23 protein-coding genes are annotated in these 18,935 nt (G+C 25.4%); 19 read left to right on the top strand and 4 right to left on the bottom strand.

The features are described from left to right. Positions 1-16 precede the first annotated feature (16 nt). Entirely contained in the window at positions 17-1,363 is a 1,347-nt protein-coding gene (locus ACYUEX_RS08905; RefSeq protein ID WP_460287716.1) for an MATE family efflux transporter, read from the bottom strand. 268 nt (positions 1,364-1,631) lie between these two features. Between ACYUEX_RS08905 and ACYUEX_RS08900 the strand changes: the two genes are divergently transcribed. The 4 genes from ACYUEX_RS08900 (at position 1,632) to ACYUEX_RS08885 (ending at position 6,291) form a co-directional block, all read left to right on the top strand. Beyond that, positions 1,632-2,843, top strand: coding sequence for a hypothetical protein (locus ACYUEX_RS08900; RefSeq protein WP_460287715.1), 1,212 nt, complete (start codon positions 1,632-1,634; stop codon positions 2,841-2,843). 147 nt (positions 2,844-2,990) lie between these two features. Further along, positions 2,991-4,196, top strand: coding sequence for a hypothetical protein (locus ACYUEX_RS08895; protein ID WP_460287714.1), 1,206 nt, complete (start codon positions 2,991-2,993; stop codon positions 4,194-4,196). A 15-nt stretch (positions 4,197-4,211) separates the two neighbouring features. Then, complete coding sequence (locus tag ACYUEX_RS08890) at positions 4,212-4,895, top strand: response regulator transcription factor (RefSeq protein WP_460287713.1); 684 nt, start codon at positions 4,212-4,214, stop codon at positions 4,893-4,895. Between the two features lie 4 nt (positions 4,896-4,899). Beyond that, entirely contained in the window at positions 4,900-6,291 is a 1,392-nt protein-coding gene (locus tag ACYUEX_RS08885; protein ID WP_460287712.1) for a HAMP domain-containing sensor histidine kinase, read from the top strand. Between the two features lie 163 nt (positions 6,292-6,454). Here the strand turns inward: ACYUEX_RS08885 and ACYUEX_RS08880 are convergent, their stop codons facing one another. Then, a complete protein-coding gene (locus ACYUEX_RS08880) occupies positions 6,455-7,276 on the bottom strand; it encodes an aminoglycoside adenylyltransferase domain-containing protein (RefSeq protein ID WP_460287711.1) in 822 nt (273 codons plus the stop codon). A gap of 501 nt (positions 7,277-7,777) precedes the next feature. Between ACYUEX_RS08880 and ACYUEX_RS08875 the strand changes: the two genes are divergently transcribed. The 10 genes from ACYUEX_RS08875 to ACYUEX_RS08830 all read left to right on the top strand — a co-directional run bounded on the left by ACYUEX_RS08875 (position 7,778) and on the right by ACYUEX_RS08830 (position 14,188). Next, positions 7,778-8,182: a hypothetical protein gene (locus ACYUEX_RS08875; protein WP_460287710.1), complete on the top strand. Its 405-nt coding sequence runs from the start codon at positions 7,778-7,780 to the stop codon at positions 8,180-8,182. Positions 8,183-8,444: 262 nt separating this feature from the next. Next, positions 8,445-9,242 (top strand): DUF368 domain-containing protein, encoded by a 798-nt coding sequence (locus ACYUEX_RS08870; RefSeq protein ID WP_460287708.1) that lies wholly within the window; start codon positions 8,445-8,447, stop codon positions 9,240-9,242. Between the two features lie 197 nt (positions 9,243-9,439). Then, complete coding sequence (locus ACYUEX_RS08865; protein WP_411170611.1) at positions 9,440-9,721, top strand: hypothetical protein; 282 nt, start codon at positions 9,440-9,442, stop codon at positions 9,719-9,721. 46 nt (positions 9,722-9,767) lie between these two features. Continuing rightward, positions 9,768-10,172: an NUDIX hydrolase gene (locus ACYUEX_RS08860; RefSeq protein WP_460287707.1), complete on the top strand. Its 405-nt coding sequence runs from the start codon at positions 9,768-9,770 to the stop codon at positions 10,170-10,172. A gap of 174 nt (positions 10,173-10,346) precedes the next feature. Then, entirely contained in the window at positions 10,347-10,925 is a 579-nt protein-coding gene (locus ACYUEX_RS08855) for a DJ-1/PfpI family protein (RefSeq protein ID WP_460287706.1), read from the top strand. A gap of 51 nt (positions 10,926-10,976) precedes the next feature. After that, positions 10,977-11,231, top strand: a complete 255-nt coding sequence (locus tag ACYUEX_RS08850; protein WP_460287705.1) for a TfoX/Sxy family protein — start codon at positions 10,977-10,979, stop codon at positions 11,229-11,231. A gap of 117 nt (positions 11,232-11,348) precedes the next feature. Beyond that, the gene (locus ACYUEX_RS08845; protein ID WP_460287703.1) at positions 11,349-11,894 is read left to right on the top strand and encodes a flavodoxin domain-containing protein; all 546 of its coding nucleotides are present in this window, start codon (positions 11,349-11,351) and stop codon (positions 11,892-11,894) included. A 660-nt stretch (positions 11,895-12,554) separates the two neighbouring features. Further along, entirely contained in the window at positions 12,555-12,743 is a 189-nt protein-coding gene (locus ACYUEX_RS08840; protein ID WP_460287702.1) for a hypothetical protein, read from the top strand. Positions 12,744-12,953: 210 nt separating this feature from the next. Then, positions 12,954-13,262, top strand: a complete 309-nt coding sequence (locus ACYUEX_RS08835; RefSeq protein ID WP_411170615.1) for a hypothetical protein — start codon at positions 12,954-12,956, stop codon at positions 13,260-13,262. 482 nt (positions 13,263-13,744) lie between these two features. Then, a complete protein-coding gene (locus ACYUEX_RS08830; protein ID WP_460287701.1) occupies positions 13,745-14,188 on the top strand; it encodes a hypothetical protein in 444 nt (147 codons plus the stop codon). Positions 14,189-14,394: 206 nt separating this feature from the next. Here the strand turns inward: ACYUEX_RS08830 and ACYUEX_RS08825 are convergent, their stop codons facing one another. Then, positions 14,395-14,868 carry a 50S ribosomal protein L7ae gene (locus ACYUEX_RS08825; protein ID WP_460287700.1) on the bottom strand — a complete coding sequence of 158 codons (474 nt, stop codon included), beginning with the start codon at positions 14,866-14,868 and terminating at the stop codon, positions 14,395-14,397. A 218-nt stretch (positions 14,869-15,086) separates the two neighbouring features. Between ACYUEX_RS08825 and ACYUEX_RS08820 the strand changes: the two genes are divergently transcribed. The 3 genes from ACYUEX_RS08820 to ACYUEX_RS08810 all read left to right on the top strand — a co-directional run bounded on the left by ACYUEX_RS08820 (position 15,087) and on the right by ACYUEX_RS08810 (position 16,631). Continuing rightward, a complete protein-coding gene (locus tag ACYUEX_RS08820) occupies positions 15,087-15,392 on the top strand; it encodes a hypothetical protein (protein WP_411170618.1) in 306 nt (101 codons plus the stop codon). A 44-nt stretch (positions 15,393-15,436) separates the two neighbouring features. After that, the gene (locus tag ACYUEX_RS08815) at positions 15,437-15,934 is read left to right on the top strand and encodes a GerMN domain-containing protein (RefSeq protein WP_460287699.1); all 498 of its coding nucleotides are present in this window, start codon (positions 15,437-15,439) and stop codon (positions 15,932-15,934) included. Between the two features lie 100 nt (positions 15,935-16,034). Next, entirely contained in the window at positions 16,035-16,631 is a 597-nt protein-coding gene (locus ACYUEX_RS08810; RefSeq protein ID WP_460287698.1) for a GNAT family N-acetyltransferase, read from the top strand. 194 nt (positions 16,632-16,825) lie between these two features. Here the strand turns inward: ACYUEX_RS08810 and ACYUEX_RS08805 are convergent, their stop codons facing one another. Continuing rightward, positions 16,826-17,686, bottom strand: a complete 861-nt coding sequence (locus ACYUEX_RS08805; protein WP_460287697.1) for an AraC family transcriptional regulator — start codon at positions 17,684-17,686, stop codon at positions 16,826-16,828. A 140-nt stretch (positions 17,687-17,826) separates the two neighbouring features. On the opposite strand from ACYUEX_RS08805, the gene kduI reads away from it, so the two are divergent. Both kduI and ACYUEX_RS08795 read left to right on the top strand, forming a co-directional pair. After that, on the top strand, positions 17,827-18,654 hold the full coding sequence (gene kduI, locus ACYUEX_RS08800; protein WP_411170622.1) for a 5-dehydro-4-deoxy-D-glucuronate isomerase: 828 nt from the start codon (positions 17,827-17,829) through the stop codon (positions 18,652-18,654). 45 nt (positions 18,655-18,699) lie between these two features. Beyond that, on the top strand, positions 18,700-18,935 hold a 236-nt coding region (locus tag ACYUEX_RS08795; RefSeq protein ID WP_460287696.1), incomplete at its 3' end, for an SDR family NAD(P)-dependent oxidoreductase.

Below are 18,935 nucleotides of genomic sequence, written 5' to 3'. Positions count from 1 at the left end.
CAGCTTACTTCATTTATTAATTAGCGAGTTCTTTTTCTTTCATAAGGACATTAATTCTTTTAAAATAAGTAATGGCAAGAGGTACGGCAGCAGCTATCCATGCAGCAGGATCAGCTAAAGCAATTCCTGTAAAATCTAGTAGAATTGGTAATGTAAATGCAACAACTGTTCTAGCTACCATTTCAGCGACACCAGCCATCATAGGAACAAAGCTATCTCCAATTCCTTGAAGGGTATTTCTATATATAAATATAAGTCCTAGCGGTATATAGAATATAGAAACTGTATTTAAATATTGTCTTGCATATCCTATAACTTCTAAATCATTACCACTCATAAATAATTTAGTAAAAGCACCACCAAATAATACAACAACTATAGTAGATATAATACTTACAACTATACTTATCATAGTACATTTTTTAACTCCCTCTTTTATACGATCAATTCTTCCAGCACCAAGGTTTTGTCCACTGTATGTTGCTATAGCAACTCCAAATGTAACAGCAGGTTGCATTACAAGTTGTTGAACTTTAGAGGCAGCAGTATATGAAGCAATTACTTTAGAACCAAAGGAATTAAGAGCGCTTTGAAGTATCATTGCTCCAGCAGCTGTTATTGAAAATTGGAGAGCCATTGGAACACCAATTCTTAATTGCTTTTGAACATAGCTTTTTCTAATTTTCCAATGCTTCTTTTTAAGCTTTAAAATAGGAAATTTCTTTATTATATATATTGCACATAAAATTGCAGAAACAGCTTGTGAAATAACAGTTGCATAAGCAGCTCCAGCTACTCCCATTGAGAAGTTAACAATAAATACAATATCTAATACAACATTTAATATTGAAGAAATAATTAAAAAATATAAAGGTGTTTTGCTATCTCCAAGAGATCTTAATATGCTTGCAAGAATGTTATAAAATATTATAGCAATATTACCAGCATATATTATGATTATATAAGATAATGAATCTTGAATAATATCAGAAGGAGTGTTCATAAGCTCAAGTAAAGGTCTTGCAGAAACAACACTTATAAAAGTAACAACTATAGTCATTAAGGCAGATAAAACTAAAGAACTAGCAAAAGCTTTCCTTACTCCTTCTTCATTATTAGCTCCAAATTTTTGAGCAACTAGAACAGCAAAACCACTAGTTAGTCCAATAACAAAACCATTAACTAAAAACACCATGGCTCCAGTAGATCCTACCGCTGCTAATGCATTAACTCCAAGAAATCTACCAACTATTATAGTATCAACCATACTATAAAACTGTTGAAATACATTACCAATAAGTAAAGGAATAGAAAAAGTTAAAATAAGTTTCACAGGATTTCCTGTTGTCATATCTTTTGTCAAAAATAGCCCCCCTTTATTTAGAAATCTGTAATATAGTAAAATAAAGTATATTATAGACTTTAATATTACAATTAGTTACTTAACTATTTTAAAAACATTATAAATAATAGCACTATAAAAATTTATTAGCAACTTTATTTCAAATTTAGAAAATGAGATTGTAATGTTCATATTATTTAAAATAGTTAATAACTTTGTAACAACTTAATCAAACTATGTAAAAACTTCCAGGTAATATATAATTAAAAGTATAGGGAGGTTTTTTCTTATGAAAAAAATAATTTTACTGATGATAGCTATATTTTCTATAGCTATGGTTAGTTGCAATAATACTAAAGTATTAGAAGAAAATACTAAGGATAATAAGACATCTGATAAGTATAAAATAACTGAGAAAAATATTGAAAATACAGAAAGAGATAAATCTTTTATGCCTTTGTTTTATGATTCAGACATAATTTATGGAACGATGTCTCCTAAAAATAGTGGAGCTCCTGAAGAGTTCCAAATACCTTACTATATTGATAGTAGTGGAGCTTTTAAAAGGGTAGAAGAAGGTAAGTTTGATAAAGATGAGATAGGATTTATAAAGGATACTTATGGATGTATAGGTTCAGGGGTATATATGCTTAACTATAATAGATTAAGTGAAAGAAAATTTTATTATATAGATATAGTAAATAAAAATAAATTTGAACTAGAAGGATATGAAAAAATATATAATTCCATAGAGTTAAAGCTTAAAAACTTTGAAAATAGGGGGGCTAAGCTAGAAGGAAATGAAAATTATTATATTCAGGGATATTTTAATGTAGAAGATAAAGGGAAATCTATAAATAATGAGGAAATAATTATTATTGATTTAAAAAATGAGAGTTATTATGTTGTTAGAAACAATAATAATAGGTATATTAAATTTTATTTTGATAATAATGAAGAAGCTATAATGGCTATAGATAATTCAGGTAAAATTTATAAGTCAATATTACAAGAAAAAGAGATAGTTTTTGAGTTGTATAAAGATATTGGAGTAGAGAATTTAGAAATATATGATAAATACGGATATTTAGGAAGTTTTTATTTTGAAGATAATTTAATTCTTAATATCCATAATAATGAATCTAAGGAGTTTTACGATTATAGTAATCTTTTTTATAAAGTTAAATCAGATGAGTTTATATCTATGGATAAAGAAAAAATCGTAATAGGAAAAGTTAATAATACTAATTTTTTTATTTGTCTATATAATGAAAATAGGTATTTAGCAGAAATAAGTGATGATGGAGAAATAAATTTAATATATAAATTAGATGATTCCGAAGGATATAGGTATTTTTATGGTGTAGCTAATAAAGAAGGAAATAGTATATTTGTTACTAAAATTAAATATAATGAAGAAAATATTAAAGATTATAATGCTCCAGTAATAAAAGAAGATATGAAATACTCTATTATAGAAATAACAAAGAATGAAAATTAAATATATAGTCAAGGATATTTGATTAAGAAAATTTAATATAAGAAAGTTATAAATAATTTATAAATTTAATAACTTTGTAATAAGTTAATTAAAGTATGTAAAAACTTCCAGGTAATATATAATTAAAAGTACAGGGAGGTTTTTCTTATGAAAAAAATAATTTCACTGATAATAGCGTTATTTTCCATAGCTATGGTTAGTTGCAATAATACAAAAGTGTTAGAGGAAAATACTAAGGAAAATGAAGTTTTAAATAAATATAAGATTACGGAAAGAACTATAAATATTAATGATAAAGATATATTATTTAAGCCACTTTTTTATGATGAAGACGGAGTAAATGGTATTCTAAGTACATCTAGAACTGAGCCAGTTAGTGAAGACGAAACAAGAGGTCCATATATAATAAATGAATCTGGAGAATTAATAAAAGAAGAAAATAAATGGTTTGCAAAAGAGGGTATAAACTATATAGACTACTATATAAAATCAACAGGAAAAACAACTTCTTATAGAGGAGTTTATAGTGAAGGTATTTATACAAGAGATAAAAAATTTTACTATATAGATTTAGAAAAGAATATTAAATTTGAATTAGAATATTATGATAAAGCTTATTTTGAAATGTATTATGATTTTGGAGATATTAGTAGTACTACGTTTCAGGTAGATGATAATTATTATATAGAAGAAACTTCTAAGAGAAGAGATTCAGAGGTGAAAGAAGAAAAATCAATATTAATTGTAGATATAAAAAATGAAACTTATTATACAACTGGTATAGTAAAAATGGAATTAAATAGATTTTACTACGATGAAAAAGAAAAATCCATTATGGCATTAGATACCATTGGACAAATTAGAAAAGTAATTTTAAAGGATGGGAAAATTTATTTTGAAGATTATAAAAAATTTGATTTTTCAAAAGTTGGAATTGAAACAATAAATGGTGATACTGTAACTAGAATGGGTTATTTTAATAAGTGTGGAGATTATTTAATAATATCATTTATTGATGATAAAGGCTATAAAGATGTTTTATATAATATAAGTACAAATGAAATAAAAATAATGGATGAAGAAGTATTTATTATTAATGAAATTGAAAATACTGAATTTTTTGTGGTTAGTCATGGAAATAAACTATATCTTGCAGAAATAGGAGATAAAGGTGAATTTGATTTGATTTTTAAGCTTGCTGATGATTCATATTATCAGAATATTATAGCAAAAGCAAATAAGGAGGGAAATAGTATATTTTTTGAATTGATAAAATTTGAAGAGAATACTGCTGGTAAATCATCTTATGTTAAAGACGTAAAATATTCATTCTTAGAAATAGAAGAAAAATAAATTTATGGGGGAACTATGGGAAAGAAAAATATATTAGTAGTTGAGGATGAATACTCAATAAATGATGCAATAACCTTTGCACTTAGAAAAGAAGGATATGATGTAAGAAGTGTATTTAATGGAAAGGATGCTTTAGAAAAAGTTAAAGAATTTAAACCAGATTTAGTTTTATTAGATTTAATGTTACCTGATATTGATGGCTTTGATATATGTAAGGAAATATCTAAGAGTACTTATGTAATAATGTTAACTGCAAGAGGTGAAATAATAGATAAAATATTAGGTTTAGAGCTTGGAGCTGATGATTATATTGTAAAGCCTTTTGAAATTAAGGAGGTTTTAGTTAGAATAAAAGTAATCTTTAGAAGAAATGAAAAAGGTATAGAAGAAAATATTACTTCAAATAAAGATAAAGACCAAGAGATTATAGAAATTAATAAAAGAGATAGAAGTGTAATAAAGGAAGGTAAAGAGGTTCCTTTAAGAAGAAAAGAGTTTGATTTAATAAATTTTTTATATGAAAATAAGGGAGTTGTATTTTCAAGAGATGATTTATTAGATAAGGTATGGGGATATGATTATCAAGGAGATACTAGAACTGTTGATGTCCATATAAGAAGATTAAGAGAAAAGCTTAATGAAGATAAAGACAATTCTATTATAGAAACAGTATTTGGAATAGGATATATAATGAGGTGATATTTTGAATAAAACCTTGAGAGGAAAGCTTTTAATTGGGACAATAATTTCAGTTGTAACTATAAATATAATATTTACTATATTTATTTCATTATTTTTAGATAAGTCTTTTAAGAATGATATCATAGAAGAAATGAATAGAATCAAATTAACATCTTTAAATATAATAAGGCAAAATGAAATAATGGGAGAGCCTATTTGGAAAGCATTATCTCCAATTAATGAAATAACACAAGGTTATGTTAGTATAGCTGATGATAATGGCAATATAAATCAATCTGTAGGAAAAATTATAAATAATGAAGAAATAACAAGTATAATAAAAGAAAGTAATAATATTAAATCTATAATTAAGTTTAAGCATTCAAATAATTCTTACTTTACAACTTATAATTATCCTTTATATATTAAAGATAACTTTAGTGGTAATTTAATAATACAAAAGGACTACTTAAGTAAATATAATGAAATGATAAAAACAATAGGAATTATAATTTTAGGACAAGTATTTATTGTTATAACAATTATATTAGTTATATCTATGATTATTAAGAAGGTTACAAAGCCACTTAGAAACTTAAGTATTTCTATGGAGGAATTTACTTTAGGAAAAGATATTAAAGATATAGAAATAAATACAGAAGATGAAATAGCTGATTTAACTAAAACCTATAACTCTATGAAAAATCAGTTAAATAATCAAGAAAAAGCCTTAAGAGAATTTTTTAATAATGCAACTCATGAACTAAAAACTCCAGTTACAGCTATTTCTTTGTATTCTCAAATACTAAGAGATGAAAATATAAAAGAAATGGATGATGAATTTTTAAATAGAGCGAGCAGTAGGATAGTTCTTGAATGTGAGAAAATGAAAAAGCTAGTTGAGAAGATTTTAGAAAGCTCAAGAGGGAAAATAAATAAGAGCAAATGTAAAAGTGAATTTTCACTAACTAATATAATTAAAGAGATATTAGAAGATTTGGAATTAAGGATTAAAAGTAATGGTCTTTATATAAAAGAAGAATTACAAGAAGTTATGTTCTATGGCGTTTTAGAGGATTTTGAACAAATTATTTTAAACCTTTTGGATAACAGCATTAAATATTCAGTTAATAACGAGATCAATATAAAGCTATATGAAGATAAAAAAGAAATAACCTTAGAAATTAAAAATAAATGTGCTAAAATTCCTTTAGAAATAAGAGATAAGCTATTAGAACCATTTATAAAATATAATAACTACAAGGATATATCTAAAGAAGTAAGTAGTTCAGGACTTGGATTGTATTTATGTAGTGAATTAGCTAAAGAAAATGGCTGGATTTTATCTTATGAGATTATAGATGATGATATTATATTTAAATTAATATTAAATGAAGGTACTGTCTTAAAATAATGTGAGGATAAAGGTTGGATATGTGATCATACTATCCAACCTACAAAATATAAATTATTTTTCTAAAGTTTACATAAAATTATTGATAAACTCTGGAAATTAGCTGATATAGGAGGACATCCTGTATGCATCCTTTTATATTGCTATATATTAATAATGAAAATTACTTCTTCTCATTAAAAAGTTCATTGCTTTCTTGAATTATGTAATTAATATATGTTAAGGCATCATTTCTTCTTTCAAAAATAGAATTATAATAAGATTTTTTATTACCTTTTCTTAATCTCATGGACTCATTAATTATTTTATGCCATCTTTCAGGTAGATTTTGTAGTGCATATTCCCCAGCACCAATTTTGGATGTTATATCTCTTTCTTTGAAGGTATAATAAAGGCGGGAAACACCCAAAACTCCCCATTCAATAATATTTAAACTTACAAATAAACCAATATATTTCATGGGTGTTAACTTCCTACAGTCATTAATCCAATTAATCCAGTAAGTATTAAGATTATTCCTCATTTCATCAATCAAAATATCAAAGTTTATCCCATAATTTAAATTCTTTATCGCTTGTCCTTTTATAGTTATACCATATTTTTTTAATTGGTAGGCATCTATGGAGTTTCTATCAAAGCTTTTAAAACCCTGAAATTTCCCATCGTTAAATCTAAGACATGAACTTTTGATTTTGTTTAAAGATTCTATATCATTATTAAATACATACATTCCATCTAAAATAGTTTTATGATATTTTCTTTGCATATCGGCATGAATTTTTTTTAGAGTATTTATATCTTCTTCATTTACTTTTCTTTTAATCACTGCAATAAAATCAATATCACTAAAAGTGGAATCAAATGCCCCTAATGAAATAGAGCCATAAATATAATATGATTCAAGAAAATTAGGTAAGCTTGATTCAATGATTTTAATATGATAGTCTATAATCTCTTTAGCCTTTTTAGGTATATAATTCATCATATGCACCTTTTCACCCTTCAGAAATATTATTGTTATTAATTACTTTATATTTTTTAAAATTGCTATTTAATTAATATGTTTATTATACATAAATAAAAGTAAATTTAAAACAAATTTACCATATATATCGATTTGATGTTTTAAAATCTTTTATTAAAGATTTAGAATATATAGAGATAAGAAAATAGGAAAGGTGAAAAGTAGTGGTAAATATATAATGACACTACAAAAGAAAAGATGTTAAATAAATTTACTTATGAGATAGTATAAATGTCAAGTTAATGTTGTAACTTTTTGATCATTTAAGAATGTAGATGAATTTAATAGAAGAAGGCTAATAAAAGCAATAAAAGAAGTAAATCCATTAATACATCATGAATATGGATTAATATAAGATTAGTCAAATATATTTAAGGTTCTTAATTATGACGAAGCATTTAAAAATAAAAATGTAGCTACTATACGGAATTTTGAAGTAACTACAAAAAAGGTGATTAAATAATGTATTGTGTAATACAAGAAGTAGAGAGTAAGTTAGAAGAAAAAGAAAAGTTTGAAAAGGTATATGGCAAAGATTCATATGATTATTGTTATGATATATTTGGAGTGTTTAGAAATGAGGAAATGTTAAACAATATAAAAAAGCAGTATGAAACTAAAAAAGAACAGGAGCGTAGTTATTACGAAAATTTTAATAGTAACTACAATAGTTATAATTCATATGGTAGTTATCATTCGTATGGTAGTTATCAAAGTAATAAACATAGTAACCACAATCAGGAAGATAAAAGTAAATATAAGAAACTATATAAGACTTTAGCAAAGACATACCACCCAGATATAGCAAATGATGATGGTGAAATGATGAAGATAGTTAATAAGCTAAAAGAGGAATGGGGTATATAGTAGGTATTTAATAATTTTATGTAGTAACTACACTTAAAGCGTTGATATAAGTAGTTTTTAAGAATGATTTATGTTGAAATAAATATAAAGATAAACATAACAAATTAATAGTTTAGCACCCCACTTACAATGATGAATAATTTACTGAAAATTAAACTTGAATAATATTAATGTTAAATCTATGTTAATAGCTTTGACTTTGTCAGGAGTATTATGCTAGTATGGAAAAAATATATTAATATTTTACAATAGAGGTGCAGATATGGAATTCTTAAAGAATTTTCTAAAGGGTGTAGTAATTAGTATATCTCAAATTGTTCCAGGGGTTAGTGGGGGAACTATTGCTATGATTCTTGGAATATATGATAAATTACTTCATGCAGTTAATAATATTTTAAAGGATTTTAAAAAGCAATATAAAATATTGCTTCAAGTGGGTATAGGAGCAGTAGTAGGAATATTTCTATTTAGTAATATAGTTAAAACTTTATTTGATAATTATCCTATACCAGTTGGATATTTATTTATAGGAGTTATTTTAGGTGGGGCACCACTAATGTTTAGAAAAGCAACTGTTAAAGGCTTTAATAAAAGTAGCATTTTATACTTACTTGCTGGAATAATAATTGTTTTAATGATGGGAACACCAAATAATGATGCATCAGCTATAATAACTTCATTAACTTTAGGTAATTTCTTATGGCTTCTTATTGGTGGAGTAGTAGTAGCAGTGGCACTTATACTACCTGGAATTAGTGGTTCATTTATGCTTTATGTTTTAGGGCTATACAACACAGTTATAACAGCAGTTGTGCAAATGAATATTCCAGTTTTAATACCATTAGTAATAGGAGGTATAGTTGGTACCTTAGCTACAGCTAGAATAATTGAAGTGCTACTTTTAAAATATCCAGAGCAAACTTATATATTAATATTTGGATTTATACTAGGATCAGTATTTTCAGTATTTCCAGGAGTTGATGGATTAAGCAGTGTAATAGGTGTTATACTTGGAATTTTAGGATTTATATTTACATATTATATAAGTAGAAATGAATAAATTTAAGAACTGTATTAAAGTTAGTAAGTAAAGAAACTTTAATACAGTTTTTTTATACAATTTATATAAAAATAATAATTAAGAAGAATTAATATGTATATATGGTAAATAATGTTTAAATAATATTTAGAATTGTATATAATAAAGATATTAAATTTAATAATTATTAAGTATTGTAAATAGAAAGGAATATATTTATGCAAATTAATAAAAAAGTATGGTCAATACTTGCCATTATTTTTTCAGTTACAACTATTTGCTTAGTCGTACTATATTTTATGAAGTATATTAATATTGACTATATTATGATATCTTTAGGATTAACTCAATTATTCGGAGGATTAAGTCAAATTGAGCTATCAAATAGAGTAAACTCTAAAGTAGTTAGAAAGAGAAATAAAAGTGTCGGAGTATTCATGGTTTTATTAGGCATTATAATTTTCACAAGTGCATCTATAAAAGTATTTTTTTACAGATAGTACAAGCATTTAAGTGAGTTACTCATATGGATAGAAGAGGTTAGGTATGGAGGATAATAAAATAATATATTTTGCAACTAAAGCATTGATAGTTAATAAAGATAAATTTTTAATTATGCACAAAAGCAATATAAAGGAAAATATATGGGAATTACCAGGGGGAAGAATGGAATTTGGTGAAAGTGCGGAAGAAACGTTAAAGAGAGAAGTATTAGAAGAAACAGGTCTTTTAGTGTATCCAGGAAAGATTATTGACACATGGGATTATATAGGTAAAGATTATCAAATTACAGGAATTATATATTTATGTAAAGTTGATAAAATAGACATTAAATTATCAGATGAGCATGATGAATATAAGTGGATAGATTTAAATAAAGAATCAATATCACATATGCATGAGGTCTATAAAGTTAGGATGAAAAATTGGGATTATCAAAACTTAATTTAAATAATTATAAAGGGGGGAAGTGCGCTGAATTCTTTTTAGGATAATGAGATTATTTGGGGTTATATCAGTTTTAAATATTATTTAATTACAGTTATTATTAGTATCAGTAATTAAGGCATTGAAAGTTTATACTAATAGAAACTTGTAGAAGTAAAATAAAAAAAGGGAGAAAATATGGGGAAGTTATTAGTATTCATTTTTGATGGAATGACAGATTATGAGATTACATTTATTACACACTTATTAAATACAAGTGCTAATAAAGAAATAATCACAATTGCATATGAAGATAAATTTATTGAAGGACGTTCTGGATTTTTATATAAACCTTCAAGATTAGTTAGTGATGTGTTAAATGATGAAGTTGAAGGTCTAATAATTCCTGGCGGGTGGTATGGAGAAACTAGAATTGAATTAATTAACTTAATTCAAAACTTAAACTCAAAGGAAAAGATAATTGCAGCGATATGTGGTGCTGGTACGGTATTTTTAGCTAAGGCAGGTATTCTTAATAATGTTAAATACACAACTCCTGCTTCAGAGTGGACTCAAAAGCATAAAGAGATATTTGGAGAAAAGGATCCTTTTCCGAGAGGAAATTTTATTGAAGATAGAGTAGTAAGAGATAAAAATATTATAACTGCACAAGGTATAGCTTTTATTGATTTTGCAATAGAAATATGTGATTATTTTAATTTATTTGAAAGTAAATATGATAAAGATAATTTTTATAATATCATAAGAGGTATATAAAAGTATTAGAATAAGTACAAATTTAAAGCTAATTTATAGGAGTATTATTTAATGGATAAGTTGTCAGATTTACCTAATATAGGAGAGAAACTAGAGGAACAACTTAATGAAACTGGAATAGAAACAATTGATCAATTAAAAGAATCTGGAAGTAAGGAAGCTTGGTTAAATATAAAAGCTATAGACAGTTCAGCCTGTATTAATAGATTATATGCACTAGAGGGAGCAATACAAGGAATTAGATGGCATAATCTTTCAACTGAAGTAAAGAAGGAATTAAAAGAATTTTATAATAGCGTAAAATAAAGCATATTAGAGGAAAAGTTTGCTTATAGTTTAATTAGGATAAATTACATAATTAAGAAATATTAAAAATTTTTATGAAGATACTTATGTAGGGAAAGTAAAAGGGGGATTATTTATATGGCAAAAGTAGTAGTCATATACAAAAGTAAATATGGAGCAACCAAAAAGTATGCTGAGTGGTTAGCAGAGGATATTGGAGCTGAATTGTTTTCAAAAGATAAATTCAAGATAGAAATGTTTGCAAATTATGACACCGTAATTTACGGAGGAGGAATATATGGTTCTGGAATATCAGGTTTATCTTTAATAAAGAAGAATTATAATAATCTAAAAAATAAAAACATAATGGTTTTTATGGTTGGAGCTTCACCATATGATGAAAAGGCATATATTCAGCTTAAAGAACATAATTTTTCAGATGAACTAAAGAACATTAAGCTTTTCTATCTAAGAGGAATGTTTGATTTAAAAAGCATGAGTTTTAGAGATAAATTTTTAATTGGAATGTTAAAAGGAGTGCTAAGCAAAAAAGATCCATTACAATTTGAACCTTGGGAAAAAGCATTTATAGAATCCATGGACAAGTCAGCAGATTGGACAAGTAGAGAAAATTTAAAAGAAATTGAATATTATATAAATGAATCTTACTGTCAATCCTTATAGCACTTTTATAACTATGATTGTTGAAATAATTTTATCTTTTGTAATTCTATTTTTATTTAATAAGAATGTAAATCCATAAGTAAATATCATGAAATTAAGACTTGAGAGAAAAACTATTATAAATAGATGGAATATACTAAAAGAAATTCAATACAAATGTATCGATATAAATTACGTATGCTGTAAAGAATAGATTGAAAGAATTCTCTTAATTGGAAAACTCAGAATAAAAAACTACTAAAATTATTATTTTTTTACATATTAAGTATTTACAAAATGTGGATTGAACTGTATAATAAAAAAGTAATAATTAATAAATTTTGAAAAAGGAGGTAGAGATATGTTTATTTATTTAAAGGAAAATAAGAATAAAATTAAATATAGTTCGTTTTTTATTAGTAGCTCTACCAGTGGAGATAGTTTATAATTTTTTTATGAAAAATTAAATTTATTAAGTATACCACCATGAGTTATTATGCTCATGGTTTTTTTATGCATTTATTTATTAAATAAAGTGATATTTTAATGACCCTGGGTAAACTAGGGTCATTTTTATATAAAAATAATTTAAAGGAGGATTTTGTAAGATGAGCAATTTAAGAAAAGTTAGAAACAATCATAAGGAAATAGGTGAAATAAATAGAAATGGAGGAATTATAGATGGCTACGATTGAGGAATTTGTAAATGGTGTAATTAAAAGTGGAAAAAACACTATGGACTTTGAAAAATATTGCAAAGAGGAAGGATTAAGTTCAATTCAGATTAGAAAAGAAACTTATCAAAAATTAAGCAATAAAAAAAGAAGTTTAGTTAAAAGTATTATTATATTAATAAAAAAAATAATTTAATATGTAATTTTAAAAGATTTATTAAGTTAATAATATAACAGATATACTCAGCATTTTGAATAAAAATGTTGAGTATTTTTAAATTTAGAAAAAGTTTAATTTAACGTTAAGCATTTATACTATTAAGGAAATACACATATCCTTAGAAATATAATCATATTATTTAATAGTTAAAAAGATAAATGTATTCTATAGTAGGAGAAGTCTAAAATGATATGTACAGATAATTTAAGTCCGGAAGAATTGGCAATTTTAGGTAATGCTATTGCTATTACAATAGCTCAAGGTAAGAGTACTGATGAAATAAATGTTCTTGGAAATCTTATTGTAGACATAGGGAGTATATTGTTAACTATTGCGGCACAGAAACAACGTCTAGAATCTTTACAACAAAATAATCAGCAACAAAATAACCAGCAGCAAAACAATCAGCAAGGAGACAATCAACAACAAAATAACCAACAACAAAATAATCAACAAGAAAACAATAAAATAAAAAATAAAAAAAGTGATAAGTAAATTTAGTCATATGAGTATTAAAAGACGAAAATACCCATCTTTACATATTTAAATAGCAGTACTTAGATGTCTAAATGGTATTAATACTGAATATGATTTTTATTATTTAAATAATTATTTTTAATATTATTTAAATACAGGAAATTATTTATCACTTATTTTTTACTTACTTTATTATATTTGCTACTAGATTAGCTAAAATTAATAAAACTATTTAGTAATAATAGTTTTGTATTTAATAATATAGATGCAGAAAGTAAAGAAAAGCAATGATATCTATAAGGCTTACTGGTAAAAAGTTGGATAAAATGAAACGTGAATGGTATAATATAGAAGAAATTTTATAAATTCTTTATAGAGAAATTTTGAGTGAAGAATTTATTAAATTATAATTTAGGAATTAAAAAAATGCTTTAAGAATGTATAGTTAAGCAGAAAAATAGCCTAAATTAGATATGTTTATAATAAATGGAGGATAAAAAATGGGAGTTGCATTTAAAGAAATTAACTTTAGTAGATTGGTGGACAAGTTAGGACCATGCTGTTTATCTGAAAGTGAATGTGGAGTATGCGAAAGAGAAAAATGTTTAGTTGGATATGGGACAGAATGTATAAAGAATTGTATGATTAATAAGGTTACATATGTTATAGATGGATGTAATAAAATTCCAATTACAGATACTAAAATATATGATAAAGAATATATAATGGAAGGGGTAGTAGATATACTTAAGACTTGTAAAAGTTGCAAAGAAAATCATTATGAAAATTGTGTAATAAATATTTTAAGAAGCTGCTATGAGGTCATTTTACTTGGAGAAGAAAAAGAATATAAGGGAAGTGCTCTTGTATATTTAAATGATTTAAAACAATCTAATCCAGAAATAGCAGACAGGGTATTCCAAAAATATATGTCTAGAAGTTAGAAAATAATGACTAGTACTATAAAAATAATATCTTATGGATTTATGATATTATAGATACATATATAAATTAAGGGAAGTACTTTTACCTCCCTTAATTTGCTGTTTTTTTAATATTTTTAATTAGTGGCTTTTGTAAATATTATTAATTAACACTGTAAATTTAAATGTATTATTATAAACTTATTTATTGAAAATATTCTTTATATTTATTGAAAATCACCTTTAGTTATATTTAATTCAATATTAATATCTGCTTTATCGTAACCTACTATTTTTATACGGTTAATACCTTTTTTTATTGGTAAAGTTAAGGTAGTGTTTTCATCTGTAGTATCTTTATTTGAGATTTCTACAAGATTAGTAACTGTATCATCAGGTGATATTAAAACTATTTTTGCTTTTCCACTTTTTACTGATAATTTACACGGAGCTTCTAAATTAAAATCTGAATCACTTTCATATCTCCAGATGGTTCCACACCCACTTAATTTAAGCTTTCCTGTATATACTCCTGATTCTATTGTTTCCTTGCTATCATCTAATCCAAAAGAATCATATGATTTAGCTATTTTAGCATTGTTATCATAAATAGAATTCGTGATATCATTACTGCATCCAATTAATAAACTAATTATCATAAGTAAAATAACCGTTAGTATTATCCTTTTTTTAAAATTCATTTTAACTTTCCCTTCTTTCAATAATCTTATATAAGTGTGTATTGAATTATAGTATATTTTTATGGTAATTATAACATTAATTAAATATAATGGATATAAATGGGGAGGATGTTTGATTCTTTATATTTATTAATTATTATTAAAGCAACTATTTTAATAATAATCATATGTGATTTATATGTGATTTATATATGGTTTATAGAGTAGAGGAGAGTATTATGAAGTTATTTGAAATAGCTATATCACTAATAATTAGTTTATTTGGTATTGGGATTATAATTTTATCTAAATTTATTCCGGAAAGAATTTTTTGTAGAGTAAGATATGGATATAAAATTAGTGATAAAGAGACGTATATAAAAGAATTCAGAGGAATGATTTATTTTTTAGGAATTTTATATATTATATATTCTTTATTTATATGGAGTATCGATATAGCTCCATGGCTTTTTCTTATTTTACAAAGCTTAATTTTCTTTATAGGATTTAAAAGACAAAAGAAATATATAAGTAAAGTAATGTAACTTAGCTATAATAAAGTTTAATTATTAGAAGGGTGAAGAGTGATGTGACTAGTTTTAAGAAATTATCATCCATTATGGTCTTACTTTTAATGTTTACTGGATGTTCATCTAAGAATAATGGAAAAGAAGAAGTTGTTAATCTATATTTTTCAGATTCTAATGCAGAATATCTTATTGGAGAAGAGAGATATATTGAAGATGCTACTCCACAAAAGGCTATACAGGCATTAATAGAAGGACCTAAAAGTAAAGAATTAATAAGTTCGCTACCTAAAGAGCTAGAGATTTTAGATGTATCAGTTAAAGATGAAGTAGCATATGTCTATATCTATGAAAGTGTACCTTTAGCTGAACATGGCATTTATGGGTCAAGCACAGCTACAAAAACTATTATTAATTCAATAAGTTCAACACTTATTTTAAATGAGAATTTTGGTATCAAAAAGGTTAAACTAGAAGGAGATATAGGTGATATTTTATATGGAATAGATATAAATGAATTATTTGATGTAGATATGGATTTAATTAAAGCAAATCGCTAGCACTTACAGTAATCTTGGTTGGTAAGAGTGCCATATTCTGAGACAATTATTATATATTTCTTAGATGTTATGAGTTTGCTAGTATTTGTTTTGAAGTGAGGTGAAATTAATAGAAAATTTTAAAATAGTAAAATTATCAAATTTAGATGATGAATATAAGGTTAAAGCTGTTAAATTATTTGTTGATGGTTTTTATAAAATACTTTCTTTTTCAAAGGACAAAAAAATATTACAAGAGTTATTTTTGCATTCATTAGATTTCTCAATGATTTATGTTGCTTTATTTGAAAATAATGTTGTTGGTTTTTTAGGGATAGGAAATAACATAAAACGTCCTACTTGTTTCAATAAATCCATTTGCCAAAAGCTTTTAGGAAAAGGAAAGGGTTATATAGTTTATAAGCAAATGAGCTATATTATGGAGAAGCCAACAGTAAAAGGAGAAAAAGATGTCTATATTGATTATCTGACAACTGATAAAAAATATCGAGGAAAAGGTATAGCAACAAAACTTATAAATTTTGTATTCAATGAACTTGATTTTAAGGAGTGCTATATTGAAGTTTTATCTAAAAATAAAAATGCTAAAAGATTATATGAGAAAATTGGATTTGAAAAATATAAAAGAATATATAATCCTTTTATCATGTTACAGGGACTTGGATTTTTTATAGAAATGAAACGACACATAAAATAATTTTAATTTGCTATAAATTATTGAGAACAATAAAGAGGTGGAGTAATATTTAAATATATAATATTCCCATAAAGGATAAAATTTTTAAAAAGAAAAAACAGTTAGAAGGTAATTCTATATAATCTTTTAACTGTTTTTTCTTTTATTTATAATTTATGTTTTTATCTATTTCTATTTATATTATTTTATAATCGTTAGCTTGTACTAAATGTTGAATATTTCTTAGGAGAAAAACCAACTGCTTTTTTAAATGTTTTAAGAAAATTACTATAATCATTAAAACCACATTTCTCACAAACATCATTAACTGTTTCTCCATTTGCAAGCATAGCTTTAGCAATGGAAATTCTTCTTCCAGAAATATATTTATTAATTGTTGTTCCTGTAGCTGCTTTAAAGATCCTACAAATATAAGATGAGCTTAAATAAAAGTTACTTGCTAAGTGTTCAATTGTAATAGGTTCAGTTATGTTAGTATTTATGTATTCTATTATTTCATCTACCTGCTGATTATATTTATAAGAATATTCTTCAGAGATAGAACGCTCATTACTAATATAAACCTTATTTAAAAAAATCATCAGTTCTAAAAATGTTGAATATTCAATTATATCACTTCCAAAACCTTCAGATGCAATTATTTTATTAATAAAATATATAAAACGACCTTGTTGTTCCTTATTTAAAGAAATTCTATGATTAAAATCTTTATTACGATTAGAAAAACAATAGTTTAAGTCAGTTTTCTTGCTAGAAGAAGATTTTAAAAATTCAGGATCAATTGAAAGAACAATTCTTTCGTGAACTATCTTATCTAATTTAGATATGTAGTGACTTTCAAATTGATTTATTACAAATAAGTCACCAGGCTTAATATCATAAAATTTATTACCAATAAGAAATTGTTTTCCTCCTGTTATTGAATAATAAATTTCATAGGAATCATGTATATGCATAGCCATTGATTTTTCTTCTTTATACAAGTGAGCTATAGAAAAGTATTTGTTTTCTAAAGCGCTTTTTATTGCAGCTTCACATGAGTTAAATTCATTCACAATAACACCCTCTTTCACAGTTTATCCTAATTATAAGCTTTAAGTTCAATATTTGCAATATTTATGACATAATAACACAAGAAATAGAAAATTTAAAATGTTAAACTAGTATCATAAGATATGAAGGAGGAGATTTTGAGATGGAATTAAGAACAGCAGCATCACCAAAAGATGTGAAGCATTATACTACTGATCAATTAAGAGAGGAATTTTTAATTCAAAACTTATTTGTTACAAATGAAGTAAAAATGGTATATAGCCACATCGATAGAATAATTATAGGTGCAGCAGTGCCAGTTAAACCTCTTACATTAGAAGCAGGTGATGAACTTAGAGCTAAATACTTCTTAGAAAGAAGAGAGCTTGGAGTAATAAATATAGGTGGAAAAGGTACTATTACATTAGATGGAGAAAAGTATACATTAGATTATAAAGATGGAATGTATATTGGAATGGGAACTGAAAATATTGAATTTGCTAGTGAAGATGAAAATAATCCAGCAAAATTCTATTTTAATAGTGCACCAGCTCATACAAAATATCCAACAGTACTTATTAAACCAGAAGATTGTGTAACTGTAGAGCTAGGATCATTAGAATCATCTAATCATCGTGTAATAAGAAAATATATACTTCCAGGACAAGTAGAAAGCTGTCAACTAGTAATGGGAATGACTCAATTAAAACCAGGAAGTGTTTGGAATACAATGCCATGTCATACACATGACAGAAGAATGGAAGTTTACTTATATTTTGAAATGAAAGATGACAGCGTTGTAATGCACTATATGGGTGAACCTACAGAAACAAGACATATTGTTATGAGAAATGAAGAAGCAGTAATATCACCAAGTTGGTCAATACATTCAGGTTCCGGAACAAGAGCTTATACTTTCATTTGGGGTATGGTTGGAGAAAACCAAGACTTTGATGATATGGATGCTGTTAAAATGACTGAATTAAGATAAATACTACTATTAAAATATAAAAGTTAAAATTAGGAGGAATTTATCATGGATAGTATGAAGAATTTTTCATTAGAAGGAAAGGTAGCTTTAGTAACAGGAGCATCTTATGGAATAGGATTTCCAATAGCAAAATCATATGGGGAAGCAGGAGCAACAGTTGTATTTAATGATATTAGTCAAGAATTTGTTGACAAAGGAATTGCAGCTTATGCAGAGCATGGAATAAAAGCACATGGATATGTATGTGATGTTACAGATGAACAAAGAGTAAATGAAATGGT

This window comes from Clostridium sp. CTA-7 (genome assembly GCF_054768095.1).
Note: the sequence above shows the minus strand (reverse complement) of the source record. Positions and strands in the feature narration are given on the sequence as shown.

Bases quoted from the DNA above. Each gene is read 5' to 3' on its own strand.
- ACYUEX_RS08880 (WP_460287711.1), bottom strand. From the start codon at position 7,276: ATGATGAATTATATACCTAAAAAGGCTAAAGAGATTATAGACTATCAT.
- ACYUEX_RS08845 (WP_460287703.1), top strand. From the start codon at position 11,349: ATGGCAAAAGTAGTAGTCATATACAAAAGTAAATATGGAGCAACCAAA.
- ACYUEX_RS08860 (WP_460287707.1), top strand. From the start codon at position 9,768: ATGGAGGATAATAAAATAATATATTTTGCAACTAAAGCATTGATAGTT.
- ACYUEX_RS08840 (WP_460287702.1), top strand. From the start codon at position 12,555: ATGGCTACGATTGAGGAATTTGTAAATGGTGTAATTAAAAGTGGAAAA.
- ACYUEX_RS08865 (WP_411170611.1), top strand. From the start codon at position 9,440: ATGCAAATTAATAAAAAAGTATGGTCAATACTTGCCATTATTTTTTCA.
- ACYUEX_RS08825 (WP_460287700.1), bottom strand. From the start codon at position 14,868: ATGAATTTTAAAAAAAGGATAATACTAACGGTTATTTTACTTATGATA.
- ACYUEX_RS08830 (WP_460287701.1), top strand. From the start codon at position 13,745: ATGGGAGTTGCATTTAAAGAAATTAACTTTAGTAGATTGGTGGACAAG.
- ACYUEX_RS08900 (WP_460287715.1), top strand. From the start codon at position 1,632: ATGAAAAAAATAATTTTACTGATGATAGCTATATTTTCTATAGCTATG.
- ACYUEX_RS08835 (WP_411170615.1), top strand. From the start codon at position 12,954: ATGATATGTACAGATAATTTAAGTCCGGAAGAATTGGCAATTTTAGGT.
- ACYUEX_RS08855 (WP_460287706.1), top strand. From the start codon at position 10,347: ATGGGGAAGTTATTAGTATTCATTTTTGATGGAATGACAGATTATGAG.
- ACYUEX_RS08870 (WP_460287708.1), top strand. From the start codon at position 8,445: ATGGAATTCTTAAAGAATTTTCTAAAGGGTGTAGTAATTAGTATATCT.
- kduI (WP_411170622.1), top strand. From the start codon at position 17,827: ATGGAATTAAGAACAGCAGCATCACCAAAAGATGTGAAGCATTATACT.
- ACYUEX_RS08875 (WP_460287710.1), top strand. From the start codon at position 7,778: ATGTATTGTGTAATACAAGAAGTAGAGAGTAAGTTAGAAGAAAAAGAA.
- ACYUEX_RS08895 (WP_460287714.1), top strand. From the start codon at position 2,991: ATGAAAAAAATAATTTCACTGATAATAGCGTTATTTTCCATAGCTATG.
- ACYUEX_RS08850 (WP_460287705.1), top strand. From the start codon at position 10,977: ATGGATAAGTTGTCAGATTTACCTAATATAGGAGAGAAACTAGAGGAA.
- ACYUEX_RS08820 (WP_411170618.1), top strand. From the start codon at position 15,087: ATGAAGTTATTTGAAATAGCTATATCACTAATAATTAGTTTATTTGGT.
- ACYUEX_RS08890 (WP_460287713.1), top strand. From the start codon at position 4,212: ATGGGAAAGAAAAATATATTAGTAGTTGAGGATGAATACTCAATAAAT.